Annotated in this window: 17 protein-coding genes; all 17 read right to left on the reverse strand. The window is 72.6% G+C overall.

Features of this window, described 5'->3' with window-relative positions; genetic code table 11:
- Window positions 1–8 precede the first annotated feature (8 nt).
- Entirely contained in the window at window positions 9–872 is an 864-nt protein-coding gene (locus AB0Q99_RS08740; RefSeq protein ID WP_363569585.1) for a GNAT family N-acetyltransferase, read from the reverse strand.
- Window positions 873–1,016: 144 nt separating this feature from the next.
- The gene (locus tag AB0Q99_RS08745) at window positions 1,017–3,056 is read right to left on the reverse strand and encodes a thioredoxin domain-containing protein (protein WP_363569586.1); all 2,040 of its coding nucleotides are present in this window, start codon (window positions 3,054–3,056) and stop codon (window positions 1,017–1,019) included.
- A gap of 203 nt (window positions 3,057–3,259) precedes the next feature.
- Window positions 3,260–3,460 carry a hypothetical protein gene (locus AB0Q99_RS08750; RefSeq protein WP_363569587.1) on the reverse strand — a complete coding sequence of 67 codons (201 nt, stop codon included), beginning with the start codon at window positions 3,458–3,460 and terminating at the stop codon, window positions 3,260–3,262.
- Window positions 3,461–3,471: 11 nt separating this feature from the next.
- The gene (locus tag AB0Q99_RS08755) at window positions 3,472–5,091 is read right to left on the reverse strand and encodes a hypothetical protein (protein WP_363569588.1); all 1,620 of its coding nucleotides are present in this window, start codon (window positions 5,089–5,091) and stop codon (window positions 3,472–3,474) included.
- The gene (locus tag AB0Q99_RS08760) at window positions 5,088–5,990 is read right to left on the reverse strand and encodes an ABC transporter ATP-binding protein (protein ID WP_363569589.1); all 903 of its coding nucleotides are present in this window, start codon (window positions 5,988–5,990) and stop codon (window positions 5,088–5,090) included. Before AB0Q99_RS08760 ends, AB0Q99_RS08755 begins: the two co-directional genes overlap by 4 nt.
- A gap of 32 nt (window positions 5,991–6,022) precedes the next feature.
- A complete protein-coding gene (locus tag AB0Q99_RS08765; RefSeq protein WP_363569590.1) occupies window positions 6,023–6,436 on the reverse strand; it encodes a hypothetical protein in 414 nt (137 codons plus the stop codon).
- 118 nt (window positions 6,437–6,554) lie between these two features.
- Window positions 6,555–7,733 (reverse strand): ATP-binding protein, encoded by a 1,179-nt coding sequence (locus AB0Q99_RS08770; protein WP_363569591.1) that lies wholly within the window; start codon window positions 7,731–7,733, stop codon window positions 6,555–6,557.
- A 137-nt stretch (window positions 7,734–7,870) separates the two neighbouring features.
- The gene (locus AB0Q99_RS08775) at window positions 7,871–9,034 is read right to left on the reverse strand and encodes an acyltransferase (protein WP_363569592.1); all 1,164 of its coding nucleotides are present in this window, start codon (window positions 9,032–9,034) and stop codon (window positions 7,871–7,873) included.
- Between the two features lie 93 nt (window positions 9,035–9,127).
- Entirely contained in the window at window positions 9,128–9,790 is a 663-nt protein-coding gene (locus AB0Q99_RS08780) for a response regulator transcription factor (RefSeq protein WP_363569593.1), read from the reverse strand.
- A gap of 69 nt (window positions 9,791–9,859) precedes the next feature.
- Window positions 9,860–10,072 carry an MbtH family protein gene (locus AB0Q99_RS08785; protein ID WP_363569594.1) on the reverse strand — a complete coding sequence of 71 codons (213 nt, stop codon included), beginning with the start codon at window positions 10,070–10,072 and terminating at the stop codon, window positions 9,860–9,862.
- A 12-nt stretch (window positions 10,073–10,084) separates the two neighbouring features.
- The gene (locus AB0Q99_RS08790; protein ID WP_363569595.1) at window positions 10,085–10,987 is read right to left on the reverse strand and encodes a winged helix-turn-helix domain-containing protein; all 903 of its coding nucleotides are present in this window, start codon (window positions 10,985–10,987) and stop codon (window positions 10,085–10,087) included.
- Window positions 10,988–11,025: 38 nt separating this feature from the next.
- On the reverse strand, window positions 11,026–11,859 hold the full coding sequence (gene mppR, locus AB0Q99_RS08795; protein ID WP_363569596.1) for an enduracididine biosynthesis enzyme MppR: 834 nt from the start codon (window positions 11,857–11,859) through the stop codon (window positions 11,026–11,028).
- Window positions 11,860–11,878: 19 nt separating this feature from the next.
- The gene (locus AB0Q99_RS08800; RefSeq protein ID WP_363569597.1) at window positions 11,879–13,105 is read right to left on the reverse strand and encodes an aminotransferase class I/II-fold pyridoxal phosphate-dependent enzyme; all 1,227 of its coding nucleotides are present in this window, start codon (window positions 13,103–13,105) and stop codon (window positions 11,879–11,881) included.
- Window positions 13,102–14,223, reverse strand: coding sequence for an enduracididine biosynthesis enzyme MppP (gene mppP, locus AB0Q99_RS08805; protein ID WP_363569598.1), 1,122 nt, complete (start codon window positions 14,221–14,223; stop codon window positions 13,102–13,104). Before mppP ends, AB0Q99_RS08800 begins: the two co-directional genes overlap by 4 nt.
- 52 nt (window positions 14,224–14,275) lie before the next feature.
- Window positions 14,276–15,298, reverse strand: a complete 1,023-nt coding sequence (gene gntD, locus AB0Q99_RS08810) for a guanitoxin biosynthesis L-enduracididine beta-hydroxylase GntD (protein WP_363569599.1) — start codon at window positions 15,296–15,298, stop codon at window positions 14,276–14,278.
- A 117-nt stretch (window positions 15,299–15,415) separates the two neighbouring features.
- On the reverse strand, window positions 15,416–16,741 hold the full coding sequence (locus tag AB0Q99_RS08815; protein ID WP_363569600.1) for an MFS transporter: 1,326 nt from the start codon (window positions 16,739–16,741) through the stop codon (window positions 15,416–15,418).
- Window positions 16,738–18,240, reverse strand: coding sequence for a serine hydrolase domain-containing protein (locus AB0Q99_RS08820; protein ID WP_363569601.1), 1,503 nt, complete (start codon window positions 18,238–18,240; stop codon window positions 16,738–16,740). Before AB0Q99_RS08820 ends, AB0Q99_RS08815 begins: the two co-directional genes overlap by 4 nt.
- Window positions 18,241–18,260 lie beyond the last annotated feature (20 nt).

The following is an 18,260-nucleotide window of genomic DNA, read 5'->3' on the forward strand; positions in this document are numbered from 1 at the left end:
CAACTCCGCTACCGCGCCCGGAAGTCCACGACCAGGCAGTCCTCCACCGGCCGGTACCCGATCTGCTGGTAGATCGAGTTGCTGGTCGGGTTCGCCAGGTTCGTGTACAGCAGTACCTCGGTGGCGCCGCAGGTCAGCACGTGGGCCGAGGCAGCGGCCGTGACGGCACTGCCGTAGCCGCGGCCGCGGTGCTCGACGGGCGTGTAGACCGGGCCGATCCGGGACATCCCGACGAGCACCGGACTGGTGCCGGCCAGCGCGACCGGCTCACCCCCGTCCTCCCAGAGGTGCAGCCCGCCGGCTGCCGTCTTCTCGTCCACCGCCCGCGGAACGTCCGGCAGTTCGACCCCCGCCTCGGCCATGAACTCCCGGTACCAGCGGATCACCAGCTCGCGGTCGGCCGGCCCGGCCAGCCGGTGCCGGCCCGCAGGCGGGCGCGGCGGATCGGTCAACCGGCCGAGCCGGTAGAGCCGTTCCTCGAAGCGGACGGTCTGCTCGGTGCCGGTGGCCGCCGTCCACGCCGCGGCGAAGGCCCGGACCGCGCCGTCGGCTCCACCGACCCCGTTCACCGTCGTGAACCCCGCTCCGGCGGCGGCCAGTTCGACCGCCAGCTCGGCGGCCGCCGGCTCCGGCAGGAAGGAGAGCCGGGGGTCGAACGGCGGCGTCTGCAGGAAGGCGCCCTCGACCGGGCCGCCCTCCTCGGCCCGCCACCAGCCGAAGACCGGCGGGGTGCTGCCGAACACGTCCAGCCCGGACTCGGCCAGCCGGTGCGTGATGGTGAGCAGGACGGTGTTCTGGGCGGGGCGGGCGGCGAGGGCGGCACCCGCCTGGGCACGGAAATCGTCGAGGGAGGTGCTGAAAGTCCAGGTCATGGCCCATGTTCGCCCCGACCCGTCCGCTCCCGCCAACGATTATCCGGCCCGCCGCGCCCGGCCCGCCGCACGCCGCCCGACCGCGACCGCGACCGCGACCGCGACCGCGACGGTGACCGCCCACCCGCAACCGCCCACCCGCCGCTACCCGACCACCGTGCCCAGTCGCTCCGCCAGCGCCACCGGATCGGTGGTCGGCGCATCGCAGGCGAAGTGCCGGCACACGTACGCCGCCGGCGCCCCGTCGACCAGCGGCCGCTCCGCGAGCAGCGGCACCTCGCGGTCCTCCGGCGTGCCCACCGCGACCACCGCGCCCGGCGCCGTCCCGAGCAGCGCCGTCCGCCGGAGCGCGGCCGTCGCCGGGTGTCCGGCCGGGCCGACCACGGCGACCTCGCGCGGCCCGTCGAGCAGCGCCTCCGCCACGGCGAGGCCCCAGCCGATGAACCGCGGCGCCCGCCCGGCGAGCGCGCCGACCACGCCGAGGGCCCGCTCGGCGGCCGTCCGGTGCCGGTCGGAGCCGGTGTACGCGGCATAGGTGAGCAGGGCGCCGGCGGCGGCCGTCCAGCCGGACGGGGTGGCGTTGTCGGTCGGGTCCTGCGGGCGGCGGATCAGCTCCTCGGCGTCGTCGGCGGTGTCGTAGAGCGCGCCGGAGGACTCGTCGGCGAAGTGCTTGAGGACGGTGTCGAGCAGGCCGCCCGCCAGCTGCAGCCACTCCGCCTCCCCGGTGACGGCGTACAGCGCGAGGAAGCCCTCGGCGGTGCACGCGTAGTCCTCCAGCACGCCCGCGTTGGCGCCCGCCCGGCCGTCCCGGGAGGTGCGCAGCAGCCGGCCGTCGGGGGTGAGGTGGACGGCGAGCAGCAGGTCGCCGGCCTGCTCGGCGGCCTCGACCAGGTCGGGCCGCTCCAGCAGCGCGCCGGTCTCGGCGAGCGCGGCGATGGCGAGGCCGTTCCAGGCGGCGACCACCTTGTCGTACCGGGCCGGCGCGGGCCGCGCCGCACGCGCCGCGAGCAGCCGGGCGCGGATCGCCTCGTACTCGGCGAAGTCCTCGGGATCGGCGAGGAGTTGGAGGACGGAGGTGCCGTGCTCGAAGGTGCCCTCGGCGGTGACGGTGAACAGCCGGGCGGCGGTGGCCGCGTCGGCGGGGCCGAGCAGGTCGACCAACTGGCCCGGCTCCCACACGTAGTAGGCGCCCTCGGCGGACTGCCCGGTCTCCTCGTCCAGGCTGTCCGCGTCCAGCGCGGAGGCGAACGCGCCCTCGGGGGTGCGGAGTTCGCGCAGCAGGAAGTCCGCCGTGGACAGCGCGACCCGCCGCGCGAGCGCGGACCCGGTGGCCCGCCACAGGTGCAGGTAGGCGCGCAGCAACAGGGCGTTGTCGTACAGCATCTTCTCGAAGTGCGGCACCACCCAGCCGGCGTCCACCGCGTACCGGGCGAAGCCGCCGCCGAGCTGGTCGTGGATGCCGCCGCGGGCCATCGCCTCGCCGGTGCGGACGGCCATCTCCAGCGCCGCTTCCGAACCGGTGCGCGCGTGGTGGCGCAGCAGGAACTCGACCACCATGGCCGGCGGGAACTTGGGCGCGCCGCCGAAACCGCCGCGCGCCTGGTCGAAGTCCCGACTGAGGGTCACCAGCGCCTGGTGCAGGTCCGCCTCACCGGGCGGGTTGTGGGCGCCGGCCGAGTAGACGGCGGCCCGCTCGGCCAGGTCGGCCCGGATCCGCCCGGCCACCTCGCCGACCTCCTGCCGCCGGTCCCGCCAGGCGGCGTCCACCCCCTCCAGCACCTGCCGGAAGGACGGCATCCCGTGCCGGGGCTCCGGCGGGAAGTACGTGCCGAAGTAGAACGGCTCCTGGTCGGGCGTGAGGAAGACCGTCATCGGCCACCCGCCCTGTCCGGTCGCGGCCTGGACCGCCTCCATGTACACGGCGTCGACGTCCGGGCGCTCCTCCCGGTCCACCTTGACCGCGACGAACCGCTCGTTCAGGTACCCGGCGAGGCCGGCGTCCTCGAAACTCTCGTGCGCCATCACGTGGCACCAGTGACACGCGGCGTAGCCGACGGAGAGCAGCACCGGCACTCCGCGTCGGCGGGCCTCCGCGAAGGCCTCCACCCCCCACGGCCACCAGTCGACCGGGTTCTCGGCATGCTGCAGCAGGTACGGCGAGGTGGCATCGGCCAGGCGGTTCATACCCGCATCGTCGCACGCCCCGGATCGTCCAGCCCAGCACTCGGCCGCTCGGCGCTGCGGCCCGGACGGGTGCCGGTCCCGTCACCGTCCAGCGGGAGGTCGCCGCTGGCAGAACGGCCGTCGCCCTCGCGCGGGGGTTCGCGAGGGCGACGGCCTGACCGGTCGGAACGGTGTCGACCCGACCGGTGGATCGTGATGGCCTGTCAGCCTGGACCGTCGCCTCGGGAGGGGCGGGCCCGGCCGGACCGGTCGGACGGCCGGCAGCCGCAGGGCCGGTCGGCGAGGAACTCGGCGACCTGCCTGAGCAGGTCGTTGGCCGAGCTGAGCTCCTCGACCTCGGACTCCAGCCGGGCGATGCGTCGGGCCTGGGCCTCGCACACGCCGTCCTCCTCCGAATCGGACATCGCTGCCCCGGTCATCCCTTGACGTTGCGCCGGGCCGAACCCGTCAGGAACATCACGGCGAGCATCGCCGCGGACAGCGCCGTGACCAGCAGCGGGCTGGGGCCGGTCGGCTCGCCGTTCACCCGGACCGCGCCCATGAAGTCGAGGGCCGCGACGTTGTTGACGAGGATGTACCAGATCGGCAGGTAGATCGCCTGGAAGACCCGGTGGGTGCGGCTCACCACGCCCAGCGACATGGCGAGCGAGGGGATGAACAGCATGCCCCCAAGCCAGTGCGCCGCCCCGGGGCCATCACCGGCCACCAGCATCCGCACCAGCGGGGCCACGCCCATCGCCGCGGTCAGCACCAGCCCTGACGCCCACTCCGCCAGCATCCTGCGCCGGGCCGTCGGGTAGGCGCCGAGCAGCACCTCCAGGCCGTTCTCGACCTGCTGGCTGCCCAGCCGCGACCAGATCAACACCGGCCAGAGCCAGACGGCGGGGAGCAGCATGCCGGTCACGGTGTCCATCGGCAGGGCGAAGCCGGCCACCGTGAGCGCACCGGCGACCGCCCACCACCAGGGCGAGACCCCTTGGAGCAGGATCCGGACCTCGCCGGCCAGCAAGCGGCCGAAGGCGCCGGCCTGGATCGGCTCCGTCCTCGGCAGCGCGCCCGGGGCGGTGGACCAGGGGGACGCCGGGGCGGGCGCCAGCGGATCGACGGCGGCCGGTCCGGCCGCCGCAGCGGTCGCCGCCTCCTCCGCCGCCTTGGCCGGTGCCGCGGAGCCGGCGGCGCGGGCCGGGTCGAACCGACCGAACCAGAGCGTCGGCAGCAGGGCGACGGCGCAGGCCAGCAGGACCAGCACCACCCGGCCGAGGACGAAGCCGCCGGACGGGTCGAAGCCGTCCCAGAGGAACGTGCCCAGCGGCTTGCTCACCTTGGTCAGGCCGAGGCTGAACCCGCCCTCGCCGGCCTCCAGGTGCTGGTTGCCCATCGCCGCGTTCATCGACTGGGCGACCTGGTGCACGCCGAGGCCGCCGAACGGGGCGGAGCCGGACTGGCCGCCGATCGAGATCACCAGGGCCAGCACGAACCAGACCACGTTCCCGAAGCCGGCCCGCAGCAACGGCACCGTTTCGAAGAGGATCGCGGCCGCGGCGGTCAGGGCCATCAGTGGCAGCGAGAGCAGCAGGAACGGCTCGATCAGGGCGACCGGGTCGACCGAGCGGTTCTCGCCGCGGGCCAGCTGCATCACCAGCGCGGTGACCGCCAGCACACCGGTCATCGAGGCGAGCACCAGCAGGTTGCTCAGGAACTTGGCGAACAGGTAGTTCGACGTCCGCAGCGGGGTGGCGGCGAGGATCTGGCCGACCCGGCTGGTCTCGTCCCGGGCGATGCCGCTGCGCACCACGTAGAAGCCGCCGAAGGTGAGCCAGAGCGCTCCGGCGAGGGCCGTGACCGCGCCGACGTAGGCACTGTTGTAGATGCCCCGGTTGCCGCCGACGTCCATGATCACCCAGGTGCTGTTCACGTTCGGGACGGCCAGGTAGCCGAGTCCGATGGCGGCCAGCAGGGTCACCGCGTACGCCGGTCGACGCACCCGGTCGCGGAAGTCGCCGACCGCCAGCCCGGCGAGCACGCGCACGTTCACCACCGCACCGCCTGCTGCTCGGCTGGGGTCCGCTCGGCGGGCCGGTGGATGATGCCCAGGTAGGCGTCTTCGAGGTCGGGCGATACGCGGACCGCGTCGCGGGTCGGCGCAGCGGGAGCGAGCAGCCGCAGCCGCACCCCCTGCGCGGTCCGCACCATGCGGCTGACCACGTGCCGGGCCTGCACGGTCGGCACCTCGGCGGGGGCGACCAGGACCTCCCAGACCTGCCCGTCGATCTCCCGGAGCAGTTCGTCGGGGGCGCCGCGGCGCAGCAGACGGCCCTGGGCGACCACGGCGATGTCGGAGGCGACCGACTCGACGTCGGAGACGATGTGGGTGGAGAGCATCACCACCCGGTCGGCAGCGAGGTCGCTGAGCAGGTTGCGGAAGCGCACTCGCTCCTCCGGGTCGAGGCCCGCCGTCGGCTCGTCGACCACGATCACCTTGGGGTCGGCCAGCAGAGCCTGGGCGATGCCGACCCGGCGGAGCATGCCACCGGAGTACTTGCTGAGCGGGCGTTTCACCGCCTCGGTGAGGTTCACCAACTGGATCAGCTCGTCGATCCGGGCCCGGGCGGAGCGCGCGGAAAGGCCCTTGGCAGCCGCCAGGTAGGACAGGAACTCCCGCGAGGTCAGGTTCGGGTAGACACCGAAGTCCTGCGGCAGGTAGCCGAGTTCGCGGCGCAACCGGTCCGGGTTGGCCACCACGTCCGTCCCCTCGTAGCGGACCTGGCCGCTCGTGGGCCTGGTGACCGTGGACACGATCCGCATCAGCGAGGACTTGCCGGCACCGTTGGGCCCCAGCAGGCCCAGCATGCCCGGGTTCAGGTGCATCGTCATGCCGTCGACGGCGCGCTTGCCGCCCTTGTACACCTTGGTGATGTCGATCAGTTCCAGCATCGTCTTCTTCTTCCCCGTCGGACCGATCCGTCTCAGCCCTTCAGATCCGTCTCTTTGCCGTCGCGCGTCACGGCGACGCCGCGCGGGACCTCCACCCGGAACTTGGCGTCGCAGTTGGCCAAGCCGGTGCACCGCGCCTGGAGTTCGAGCGTTCCGTTCTCCAGCTTCCAGGCCTCCTTGGCGTCTCCGACCTTGGATCCCTTGTCGAACCACCGGGTGACCTTGACGTCCTTGCGGTCGGCCGCGACGAGGTCGGTCGGGATGCCGTGCGACCTGACGTTCAGGCTGGTGCCGCTGAACTCGAAGGTCTTGTCCTCGGGCGTGGCGTCCATGGCCTTGGCGCAGCCGGTCAGCGGAACGATGGCGGCTACGGCCAGGACGAGCAGGGCGGGTACGGCTTTGTTGCGTGAGACCACCGGTTCCTCCGGAAGGCTGGGGCTGGGCACGTTGACAGCGTCGTCGACCCGCGCCCGGCCGGCATCTGCCGTTCGGCAGATATTGCCGCTCCGATCGGACCGGCCGGCCCTGCCGATCGGCAGGGGGACCGCCGGTCGCCACAGCCGGTCAGGCCCGGCTGGCCGGGGGGCGCAGGGGCAGCACTCCGCGGACGCGCCAGCCCTGGCCGTGCGGGCCGGCGGACAGGTCTCCGCCGAGCGCGGTGATCCGCTCCGCCACGGCGGCCAGGCCGGTGCCGCCGTCACCGGTGCGGCGGATTCCGAGGCCCCCGGGGCCACCCCGGCGCCCGCTGTCCGTGACGGTGACCCGCAGGGCGGGGCCGTCGGCGCGGACCACCTCCACCTCCAGCCGGCCGACGCCCGGGGCGTGCCGGCGGACGTTGGTCAGTGCCTCCAGGACCACCCGGTACGCCGCGTCCTCGATCTCCCGCGGCGCCGACCCGGCCAGGCCGGGCTCCAGTTCGAGGGCGCCGTCGACCGGACCGGAGGCCAGGAAGCGGTCGACCAACTCCGGGAGGTCGATGAGCCCGTGCACCCGGGTCGGCGGCGTTTCGGCGGCGGCCGGCGCGTCCGGGTCGCGCAGCGTCTGCAGCGTGTGGTCCATCGAGTCCAGCGCCCGCAGGCCGGCTTCCTCCAGCCGGACCAACAACTCCTCAACCTGGGACCGGTCGAGCTCGCCGACCTGGGCCGCCTGCACCTCCAGCAGGATGCCGGTCACCTCGTGGGCGACGAAGTCGTGGAGGTCCCGGGCCACTTCGAGCCGCTGTTCCCGGCGGGCGCGCTGGACCGCACGGACCCGGCGGTCGTCGTTCGCCCGCAGGTAGAGCCCGACGCCCACGGCACACGCCGCCGGGAACATGGCCATCGCGACGGCCACCACGGAGGGCCCGAGCACCGTCTGCGGCAGCCGGAGGGTGAACCGCAGCGGCAGCGCCATCAGCGCCAGCGTCAGCGTCGAGCCGACCACCGCCGCGCGGCGGACGTTCGCCCGCCGGATCACCCGCCCGACCAGCACCAGCATGGACGCGAACTCGAACGGGAACCACGGCAGCACGAGCCCCTCCCGCCCGAGGTAGCCGATGTCGGCGGCGACCGACAGCACCGCCACCAGGCCGGCCGCCACGACCGGGGAGACCGTGCCCAGCGGTCGGCGCAGGATCGCGACCGCCATCGCCAAGACAGCGACGAGGGCCACGATCCACGCACTCGGTGGGGCGATCGCCGCCGGAGCCGCGACCAGGAACACGGCCGTCGCACACACCACGCGGCGGCGATGCGAGTCAGGCATCAGTTCGGTCTGCACCGGGCCGAGCCTACGCAGGGCGCGGCAGCGGTGTGCCCCCCAACAGATGGCCGTCGATCAGACATCTGCCGTTCGGCAGATCTTTCGCGGCCGCGGGGACGGCACAATGGCCGGACGAGCGGTCACGCCGTCCCCCCGACCGGGGTCGGTGCCGGACGCGGTACGGGCCGGGGCCGGGACCAGCGACGCATGGCCGGCCGCTCCACCAGGACGTTCATCACCCAGGCCAGCAGCAGCGACAGCAGGAAGGCGGCGACGATGAGCGCGATGCCCGCCGGCATGCCGTAGCTGGGGCCGACCAGGTCCCCGTCCTTCTCCACGGCCCCCAGGGCCAGGTGACCGTACTTGAGCACCAGGTTGTGCAACAGATAGAAGGCGAAGGAGAGTTCGCCGAGGCGGACGACGATGCGGTGGTTCAGCACGGTGCGCCGGCCGGCCATGTCGGCGACGGCGAGGGAGGCGGTGAGCAGACCGATCGGGATCACGGTGGCGGCGCTCGTCCGGTACAGGTAGGGCAGGTGCTGGCCGACCCAGTACGCGACCACCACGAGCGGAGCGGCCACGTAGGGCCGCATCCAGGTGATCCAGCGGCCGGTCAGGACGATCCGCGCCAGCAGCATGCCGAGCAGGCACTCCGCCATGCGGGCCAGCGGGAAGAAGTACACCAGCCAGTACTGGTCGATCGAGACCCCGAAGAGCGGCATCGGCCGGTCGTCGTGGACGAAGTTCTGGGCCACAGCCGGCACCAGGACGGTGACCAGCACGCAGGCGCCGGCCACAAACCAGAGCAGATCCGCCCGGATGCGCTCGACGAGCCGGTACAGCAGCGGGAAGAGCGCGTAGACGGCCAGGTCCACCGAGAGCGACCAGGTGACGGAGTTGCCGATGTCGAAGTAGGCCGGATCGGGTATCCAGGCCTGGAGCAGCAGGGCCTGGGCGCCGAGCCCCTTCCAGTCGGGCAGGTCGGCGTAGCGGCTGATCAGCACGATCGCCGCCGCCAGGGCGACCAGGTGGTTGGGGAAGATTCTGAAGAGCCGTCGGCGCCAGAATCTCCCGGTCCCGTCGGCCTGGCGGTACGACCAGGTGAGCACGAAGCCGCTGAGGACGAAGAAGTACGAGACCGCGATGTGTCCGGAGGTGCCGACGCCGTTCAGGAAGTCCCAGTCCGCCTGGGTGTCGCTGAAGATTCCCTCCAGTGAGCTGTGGAAGAGGAAGACCGGAATCATCGCGAGGAACCGGAGACCGGTCAGTGAATCCAGTCGGCTTTCGCTTTGCCGAGTGAGCATGGGATGCCTTTCGCCGTTTCGGTGCGGTGTGCACACCGGACCGGCCACCCCTGATCCACGAGTTCTTCGAAACCCGTCGGCCGCAGGAATTCCTCAGTCAGCCAATCGACCGGTCGCATATCCCATCTCGAAAGCCCGCACGGCGATTCCGACCCGGTTCCTGACGCCCAGCTTCCGCTGAATGCTGGCCACATGGGTCTTCACCGTGCCGGCCGAGATGAACAGTTCGCCGGCGATGTCGGAATTGGTCTTCCCCTCGGCCACCTTCCCGGCGATCTCCACCTCCCGATCGGTGAGCGACTCGACCATGGCCGGGCCGCCCGGCCGGCCGCCGGTGACGTGCTTGAGCAGCCGGACCGTGATGGACGGACTGATCAGGCTGTCGCCCGCCACCGCGGCCCGGACCGCCTCGACCAACAGCGTCGGGCCCGAGCGTTTGAGCAGGAATCCGGAGGCGCCGTGGCGCAGCGCCGGGTACACGTATTCGTCGAGATCGAAGGTGGTGACGACGACGACCTTGATCGGCGGCGCCGCCGAGGGGCCGGCGAGCAGACGGACGACCTCCAGACCGTCCATGCGCGGCATCCGGATGTCCACCAGCGCCACGTCAGGCCGGAGTTGACGCGCCGCTTGCACAGCGGCGACGCCGTCCTCAGCTTCGCCGACCACCTCCATGTCCGGCTGGTTCTCAAGGATCCGCCGCATGCCGCGGCGGACCATCTCCTGGTCGTCTGCGAGCAGTAATCGAATGGTCACAGCCAGGAATTCTGTCATACACCGGCAGAACCGGATGGTCCGGTCCGCCCGGTGGAGACCGGAGCCCGGTCAGCCCTGCTGGGCCACCAGGCTCGCCGGCCGCATGTCCGTCCAGTTGGCGTCGACGTAGGCGATCGCGGACTCCCGGTCGGCGTCGGCCAGGACCGTGCGCCAGCCGGCCGGCACCTCCGCGAAGGCCGGCCACAGGGAGTGCTGGCCCTCGTCGTTCACCAGGACGTGGAAGGAGCCGTCGGGGTCGTCGAACGGGTTGGGGGTGCTCATGGTTGCGCCTCCTCAGGCCGGGATCTCGGTTCGTTCGTGACTGTGGGACGACGCCGGCGCGAGCGCGCGGCTCTGCAACAGGGCCATGCCGAGCGAGGTGAGGGTGTGCAGTGCGGTGTTCCGGTTGCGCGCGGTGGCGATCAGGCCCGCCCTGCGCAGGACCGCCGCGTGCTTGCTGGCTCCGGCCAGTGATATGCCCAGCCGTCCGGCGAGTTCGCCGGTGGTGCAGCTGTCGGTGAGCGCCTGGAGCGCCGCAGCCCGGGTGTGGCCGACCAGGGCCCCGAGCGCCTGCTCGTCCGACTCCCACGTCTCCCAGAGCCCGGGCTTGGCCGCCGAGCCGATCGGGAAGGCCACGGCGGGCCCGCCGGCCTCACGGTCGTCGTCGATGAACACGCAGGACGGGTCGTTGAGGAAGAACGAGGGGCTCAGGACCAGCCCCCGGCCGTTGAGGTGGACGTCGCGGTCCGGCCCGCCGCGTACTTCGAGGACCGGCGCGGTCCAGTGCAGCCTCGGATGGATGGCACTCAGCAGGCGTTCCGCGCCCTGGGCGATCGCGATCCGGCCACGGGTGTCCCGCACCCGCTCCAGCTGCGGCCTGATGTCGGTCCAGTACGGGAGGACCGCGACCTGAGTGAACGTGCTCAGCAGCGCCGCCGAAGGAGTCTGGCCCTCGCCGTACCCGGGCGGCCCCAGCAGTTCGACCAAGTCCGTTAAGGTCGGAGCCTGCTGGGCGAGTAACTCCAGTTCGGCGACGCGCGTGCCCAGGGCGGCGCGCACCCGCATGCGCCAGGGGTGGAACTGCACGCTGCCGCTGTTGCTGAACCGGTGGAGGGCGAAGACGCCCTCGGTCAGTGGCCCCAGCCCCGCGACCATGCGCAGGCGGGCCAGATCCTCGACAGTGAAATGGATTCTCAACACAAGCATTCCCCCGTGATCGCTGTGTCGTCGGCTGTTCAGTCCTTGCCGTTCATCAGGACCCGCCCCCCGTGCAATGTCTCGGCGTAGGAGAACACGTGACCGGCTCCGATCTCGATCGGAGCGAGCCCCGCGAAGTCCGCACCCAGTACATCGAGGAATCCCATCTCGGCGGTACCCGACCACACTTCGGAGAACTCCACACCGGACACCTGGGACGCTACGAGATCCGGCCTGCTGGGATTGGCCGTCGTCCAGTCCGGAAAGTGCAAAGTATGCGCCAAGGGTACCATGTGCAACGCAGGTGGCTCAGGGGCAATTCCCTTGAGTGTCACGGTTGCTTCGACTGCCCTCCGACCGCGGACGGACAAAGTTCCGGTGAACGTTCCACCGGCTTCCAACCGGGATGCGGCCCGGCCCACGGTGGCCGCCCGGGTCTGGTGGACCGACCCGAACTGCTTGGGCATGCCCTGCAGCCACCCTCGCATCATCGGCACGGGCTGGTCGACCCAGGCGAACGGGCAGCGGGCCATCGGCTCGCCCTCGAACTCGCAGGCGAGCAGCACCAGGAACTCGGAGAAGCGGTTGTGGCCGGGCTCGGCCAGCTCCTCCTCCGACTCCGAGCACCACTGCCACTCGGCAAAGACCGCCGCCGCGGCGCCGGCATCCCGGCCCGGCGTCAGTCCGGGGGGCAGGAAGGCCGCCGCGGCATCGGGGTCGACGCGGTAGTCCACCATCACCACCTCGCCCGTGAAGTGCCACGGGGGCGCGGTGATCATCGACGACCGGCCGGACGGGGAGAGCGGCAGGCTGTACCCGCGCAGGCCGCCCACGACGGCGGGCATCCCCTCATCGGTCACGGACACGGACACGTTCGGCTCCTGTCGGTAGCTAGGGCGTCGACGGGTGAGGCGTCGACGGGTGGGGGAGGGTGCGCCATGCGGCGGCCAGCCGTCCGGCGGCCAGCGCCAGCCGCTCGGGCGAGTTGAAGCTGAAGGCCAGCCGGAACGAGTGCGTGCCGTCGGGGCCGAACCGCGAACCGGCGGCGATCCGCACGCCGGCCCGCGCGGCCGACCGGAGCAGCTCCGTCTCCGGTCGGCCGGCCACCGGCTCCAGCCAGAGGAAGTAGCCGCCGGAGGGCACCAGGAAGCGGACCGGCTCCGGCCGGTCCACCGCCCGCAGACCCGCCGTCAGGGCGTCCCGCCTCAACCTCAACTGCTCCCGGAGGAAGGTCACATGTCGATCGTAGGCACCGTTGCCGAGCATGACGGCGGCGGCCAGCGAAGCGACGTGGTTGAGCGAACCGCCGCTGACGAACAGGCCGTGCGAGGCCAGCCGGGCGACCAGCGCGGGATCGCCGAGCAACCAGCCGAGACGCAGTCCGGGGGCCAGCGTCTTGGCGAACGTTCCCAGGCGGAGCACACCGCGATGCCCGGCCAGTGCGGCGAGCGACGGCGGCGGCTCCGCCGCCGGGTCGAGCGCCAGACCGGCGTACGCGTCGTCCTCGACGACCAGCAGCCCATGGTCTGCCGCCACGGCGAGCAGCTCCCGCCGCCGGGGAGTCCCCAGCGTCCGGCCGGTCGGGTTGTGGAACGTCGGGTTCAGGTACAGGAAGGCGGGGCGAACGCCCTCCCGCTCCAGGCTCCGGAGGGTCTCCCGCAGCCCCTCCGGCGACGTGCCCGCGGCATCCGCCGGCACCCGCCTCAGGGTCAGGCGGCAGTCGGTGAAGAGCTTCTGCGCCAGGTCGTAGCAGAGGCCGTCGACCACCACCGCGTCGCCCGGAGAGGCCAACGCGGTGGAGATCAGGTACAGCGCCTGCGAGGTGCCCGAGGTCACCAGGACGTTCTCCGGCGCACACGGGTGCCCGTCCGCACGGGCGGTCCGCTCGGCGAGCGCCTCCCGCAGGAGCGTCGCGCCGGCGTTGGTCCCGTACGCCAGCGCCGCGGCACCGAACTCGACCAGGGCCGCCGCCTGTGCCTCCCGCAGCAACTCCACCGGGAGCAGAGTGGGTTCGAGGTAACCGGGCCCGAGGTCGATCACCCCGGTCTCGGCCGTCTCCTGCACCAGCCCGCGCTGCCAGCGCCGGGTGTGGCGGGCGGCATCCGCCGCCAGGGTCACCGGCTCTCCAGGACGGCCGCGAGCAGGCGGACCGACTCGGTGAGCGGCTCGCGCGAGCGGGCCAGTGCGATGCGCAGCATCCGGTCGCCCTCGGCCGGGTCGGCCCAGTGGAACTGCCGGCAGGGCAGGGCGAAGACGTTGTGCTCCTGCAGCGCCTCCCACACCTCGGTGCCGGTCCGGCCGGAGAAGCGGACCCGCTCCACGCTGGTCCGGCTGTCCGGGTCCGGGAAGTCCACGCCCGGGAGGTCGGCCAGCGCGGCGCGGACCACGGCCCGGTTGCCCGCGATGAACTCGTGCAGCTCGGCCAGGCCGCCGGACGCCGCGTCCTCGGCGAAGCGGCGGATCAGCGCCAGGATCAGCGGCGAGACGCCCAGCAGGATGTCGGAGTAGATCTTCTCCACCGGCAGCCCGAGGTGCTCGGAGCCGACCAGCAGGCCGGCCTTCAGGTCGAGCGTCGGCCAGAGCTTGCCGGTATCCTCGATCACCGCCCAGCGGCAGCCGCTGGCGTCCAGCACCGCGTAGTGGTCGTAGTGGGCGCGCGGGTCGAAGCCGCGGAAGGACGTGTCCAGGGCCAGGATGATGTCGTGCTCGGCGCACTGCTCGGCCAGCCGGCGCAGCCGGTCCTCGCCGAGCACCCGGCCGGTGGGGTTGTTGGGGGTGGTCACGAAGACGCAGCCCACCGAGGCCAGCAGCTCCCGCGGGAGGTCCTCGCCGTGCAGCGGGTCCTCGGCCACCGGGAGCAGCCGGAGGCCGTTGCCGCGCAGCAGGTCGGCGATGTTGTCGAAGGTGGGGTGGACCAGGGCGACCGTCTCCACCTCGGCCGCCAGCGCCCGGGAGAGGATCTCCATCGCGACGGACGAGGAGTAGCAGCTCATCACCCGGCCGTGCTCGGCCGGGTAGCTGTGCTGGCCGAGCAGGGTGAAGTAGGCCTCGTGCGCCTCCTGCTCGATCTGCTCGACGGGACGGCGCTCGCCCTCGGCGAAGAGCAGCGGAAGCTCGTCCACGATCTTGGTCTGGCCCGGGCTCAGCGCCTGCCGGGCGTGTCCGTCCGCGATGTTCAGCTCGCTGTTGAGGGCCAGGAACTCCCATTGGGTCAGATTGCCCTTGCTCTGCAGCATTCCGGTCACGGTTAACCTCGCGTGAGAGAAGTGGGGGGTTCGTCGGTGACGGTCAGTAGATGACCCGGGATTCGGCACTGAGCCGGTACTCCCGGGACTTGCGCAGGTCACGGGCGATGTTGAGGCGGCGCAGCCAGCGGTCCGTCCCGTCGTAGCGGGCGCGGAACGGCTTGCGGCCGTGCACCACCCGGTAGTTGTCGAGGAAGACGATGTCGCCGGGCTCCAGCACGATGCCGGTGAGCGCGCGGTCGATGGCGGCGCCGGCGGCGTCGAGCGCCCGCTGCTCCTCGTCGCCGTGGACTCCCTGCATGTAGTAGGGGTCGATGACCAGGTAGGGGTCATCGGGGTCGCCGAACAGGACGGCCAGCGGGTCGGGCTGCTTCAGCGCCCGCTCGACCCGGTCCAGGGCCCGCCGGCGCAACCGCTCCTCGCGGTCCGCCTCCCCGACGGGCCGGGCGCCACCGCGGTGCGCGTCGTCGGGCAGGATGCGGAAGCGCGGCTCGCTGAGTGCGGCCCGGGTCCTCTCGTCCAGCTCGACGTCGGCGATGTCCGCGACGGTGGTCTCGACGCCGTCCGGGTTCCGCAGGCACATCAGACCGAGGTAGTCGGTGCGCAGCGGGTGGAAGGCATCCTCGGTGTGCCAGCTCAGGGTCTCGGCGCTGCCCCAGCCGATCTGGTCGTTCTCGTGCGCCTGGACCGGGTAGACGTCGTGCATGATCAGGCCGTCCTGCTGGGTGGCCCAGCCGATCGGATCGCCGAGGACGCTCCCGATCAGGAAAAAGGCGATGTCCTGGCGGAGCGAGGGGGACGGCGCCGGCTTGCTGCGGCGCTCGGCCGGGGTCGCGCCGAGCGCCCCGTCCTCGACCCGGAGGCCGGAGACCACGATGGTCCCGAACTTCTCGGCCAGCCGGAACTCGTTGAGTTCCGCGCGGAGCTGGCGGGGCAGCTCCTGGGCGTAGGTGCGGCTCTCGCGCTGGAACGCCGGCGACTCCACGGTGTCATACCGCTGGGCGAGTTCTTCGGCGATCTCCTCGACGGCCGAGACCTCGTCGCCGGTGAGTCGGACACGGGTCACGAGGTTCCTCCTTGACGGGGCTGCGGCGGAAGCGCCACTCGGAGCCTCACCGATGTCCGCCCGGGGTTTCCAGTCACTTGAATCGAGAGTGAAATTGCCGTTCCACCGTCACGGTGGTTACTCGTGGGTCTGACCGGAGGACCTCGGGAAGCGGCGCAGCACGGGGCTGGCGGTCGTCCCGACGGCGATCAGCGCTAACGCCGCGCCGCAGGCCAGCACGGCATCCGTACCGCCCCCCGATCTGGCGACCAGCACCCCGCCCACCAGCGGCCCCAACGCCCCGGCGCCCCCGGCGCACAGCGCGCTGATGGAGCTCACCCGGCCCCGCATGCCGTCCGGGGTGACCAGGAGTTGGTGCGTCATCACCGTGGTGTTGGCCACGGGCGCGAACAGGGCGGCCAGGCCAAGCAGCGCTCCGAGCGGCACCCCGCCCGAGACGGCGGCCATCAGGCTGGTCGCGACGGCGGCCAGCCAAGCGAAGCCCAACACGATGACCGGCGCCGGCAGCCGCCGGTGAAGCCAGGAGGCCAGGGCGGCCCCGAGCAGGCCGCCTGCGCCGAGACAGGCCATCATCAGGCCGATCTCGCCGGGGGCCGTCTGGTCCTCGTGGGACAGCGCGAGGATGATCACCAACAGGGCGTTGAAGACCAGGTTGGTGCCCATCATCCAGAGCAGCGTGGTCCGCAGCACCCGGTTGCGTAGGACCCAGCGGAACCCGGCGGCCATCTCGCCGCCCATCCCGCCGCCCGTCTCCTCGGTGTCCGAGCGGGCCGCCGGGGGTAGTCGGAGCAGGGTCATCGCACCGGCCGAGAGGGCCAGCATGCCGGCCGTCACCGTGAAGGGGTCGGTCGGGTGCACGCTGAACAGGAACCCGGCGACGGACGGCCCCAGCAGGGTCGCCACGTACGGGCGGGCGGCGTTGCGGGCCACCGCGGTGGAGAGCTGGGACTCCGGGACCACCTGCGGCAGGGCCGCGTGCTCGGCCGGTTCGAAGACCGAGCCGAGCACCCCCTCCAGCACCACGACGGCCAGCAGGTGCCAGTAGCTGTAGCGGTCCAGGGCCAGCGCGGCGGCGAGGCTCCCCATGCTGACGGCCCGCAGTCCCTGGCAGGTGAGCATCACGGTGCGCCGGTTCCAGCGGTCCGCGATCGCGCCGGCCGGGACGGCGGCCAGCATCCGGACGGCGGCGAGCACCGAGGAGGCGACGCCCATCTGGAGGGCCGATCCGGTGTGCGCGAGGATCAGCAGCGGGACGGCCACCATCGCGACCTCGAAGGCGAGTTCGGAGAGGAGCTGGCCGGTCCAGAGGATGTTGTAGTTGCGGTTGCGGGACAGCGGTCGCGGTGCCGCCAGCGGGCCGCTCGGCTCACCGCCCGTCGGCCCGCCGACCGGCTGGTCGGTCGACTCGTCCGTCGGCTCGCTGGTCGGGCGTGCGACTGTCATCGGCTCACCGTTCCTCGGGTCACCCCGCGGCGCGCGAGCCGACCGGACACCTGGAGGTACTCGACCCGGCCGGTGCCGGGATCGCGGAGGAAGCGCCCGGCGAAGGCGGGCCCGCCGGACGGATCGCCGCCCGCCTCACGCATGGTGAAGCGCAGGTCGCCGGTACAGCTCAGTTCGTACTGCGGCGGGCCGCCGAGGCCGAGCAGCAGCCCGGGCCCGCACCGGGAGACCGTGTACCGCAGGTCCCCGTTGGCGTAGTCGCCCAGGCAGTCCTCGGGTGCCGGGCCCGGGTCGTCGTCCGGCTCCCCGACGCCGGGGCCGGGGCCCGGGACGGCGAATCCGACCGCCCGGAGGCACCCGACCAGGTCGGCCCAGAGGCTCTGGCCGGTGTTGGCGTTGGTGGTGAGGACCACCACGGTGCCCTCGGCCGGTTCGAACCTGAGGTGGCAGGAGATCCCGTCGCCGGTGCCGTCGTGGCCGTACCAGTCCGGGCCGCCGTCGCGGTAGCGGGCCCAGCCAAGCCCCCAGCCGTCGGCCATCCCGTACGGTCCGAAGGGGACGCCGGCGAGCTGGTCCCGGCGCATCTCGGCGACCGTCTCCGCGGCCAGCAGCGGGCCCGGCCGGGCCAGGAACTGGCGGGCGAACAGGGCGGTCTCCTCGGCACTGAGCGCGAGCGCCCCGACCGGCGCCTCGACCACCGACACGCCTTGCTCGGCGACCGGGAGCGTCCGCCGCCCCGAGCCGCGCACCACGTGGCCGCCGGCCGAGGAGCGGCCCCGCGGGTCACGGACGTCCCCGACGAAGGCCGGGGTGAGGTCGAGCGGGGAGAGCAGGATCGCGTCCAGCGCCTCCGACCAGTCCATGCCGGTCATCTCCTCGACCACCAGGCCGGCCAGGGCGTACCCCACGTTGGAGTACGAGAACGCCGTTCCCGGCGCGGCCACCGGAGCCTGCCGGTTGGCGTGCCGGGCCGCCCAGCGGCGGGCGCTGCCCGTCCGCGCGGCGTCCTCGGGCAGCGCTGCCGGCAGGCCGGAGGTGTGGCTGAGTATCTGCCGGACCGTCCCGGCGATGTCCGGCCCGGCTCCCGGGAGGTGGTGGGTCACGAGGTCGTCCAACGCGACCTCACCGTCCGCGACCAGGGTCATCACCAGCGCCGCGGTGAACGGCTTGGTGAGCGAGGCCAGCGGGAACGCGGTGTCCCCGCGGACCGGCCGGCCACCGCCGAGGACCTGCTCCCCGAAGGCCACCGAGACGGTGCGGCCGCCGTGGTGAACGACCAGTTGAGCGCCGGGGATCCGGTGCGCACGAGCCAGGCGTTCCAGCATCGAGGAGAGGGTCGGTGGGTCGATCCGGTGCCGGCCCTCCACGGACAGCCGGTCCGTCACGGCCACCTGGTCGTTCGCGGCGTGCCGGTCCTTGACGGCCACCCGGTCCTTCACAGCGCGCCGGTCCTCCACGGGCACCTGGTCGTTCACGGCCACCTGATCCTTCACGGTCACCCGCTCGTTCCTCGTCATCT

Source organism: Kitasatospora sp. NPDC086791, assembly GCF_040685975.1.
Lineage (GTDB): Bacteria > Actinomycetota > Actinomycetes > Streptomycetales > Streptomycetaceae > Kitasatospora.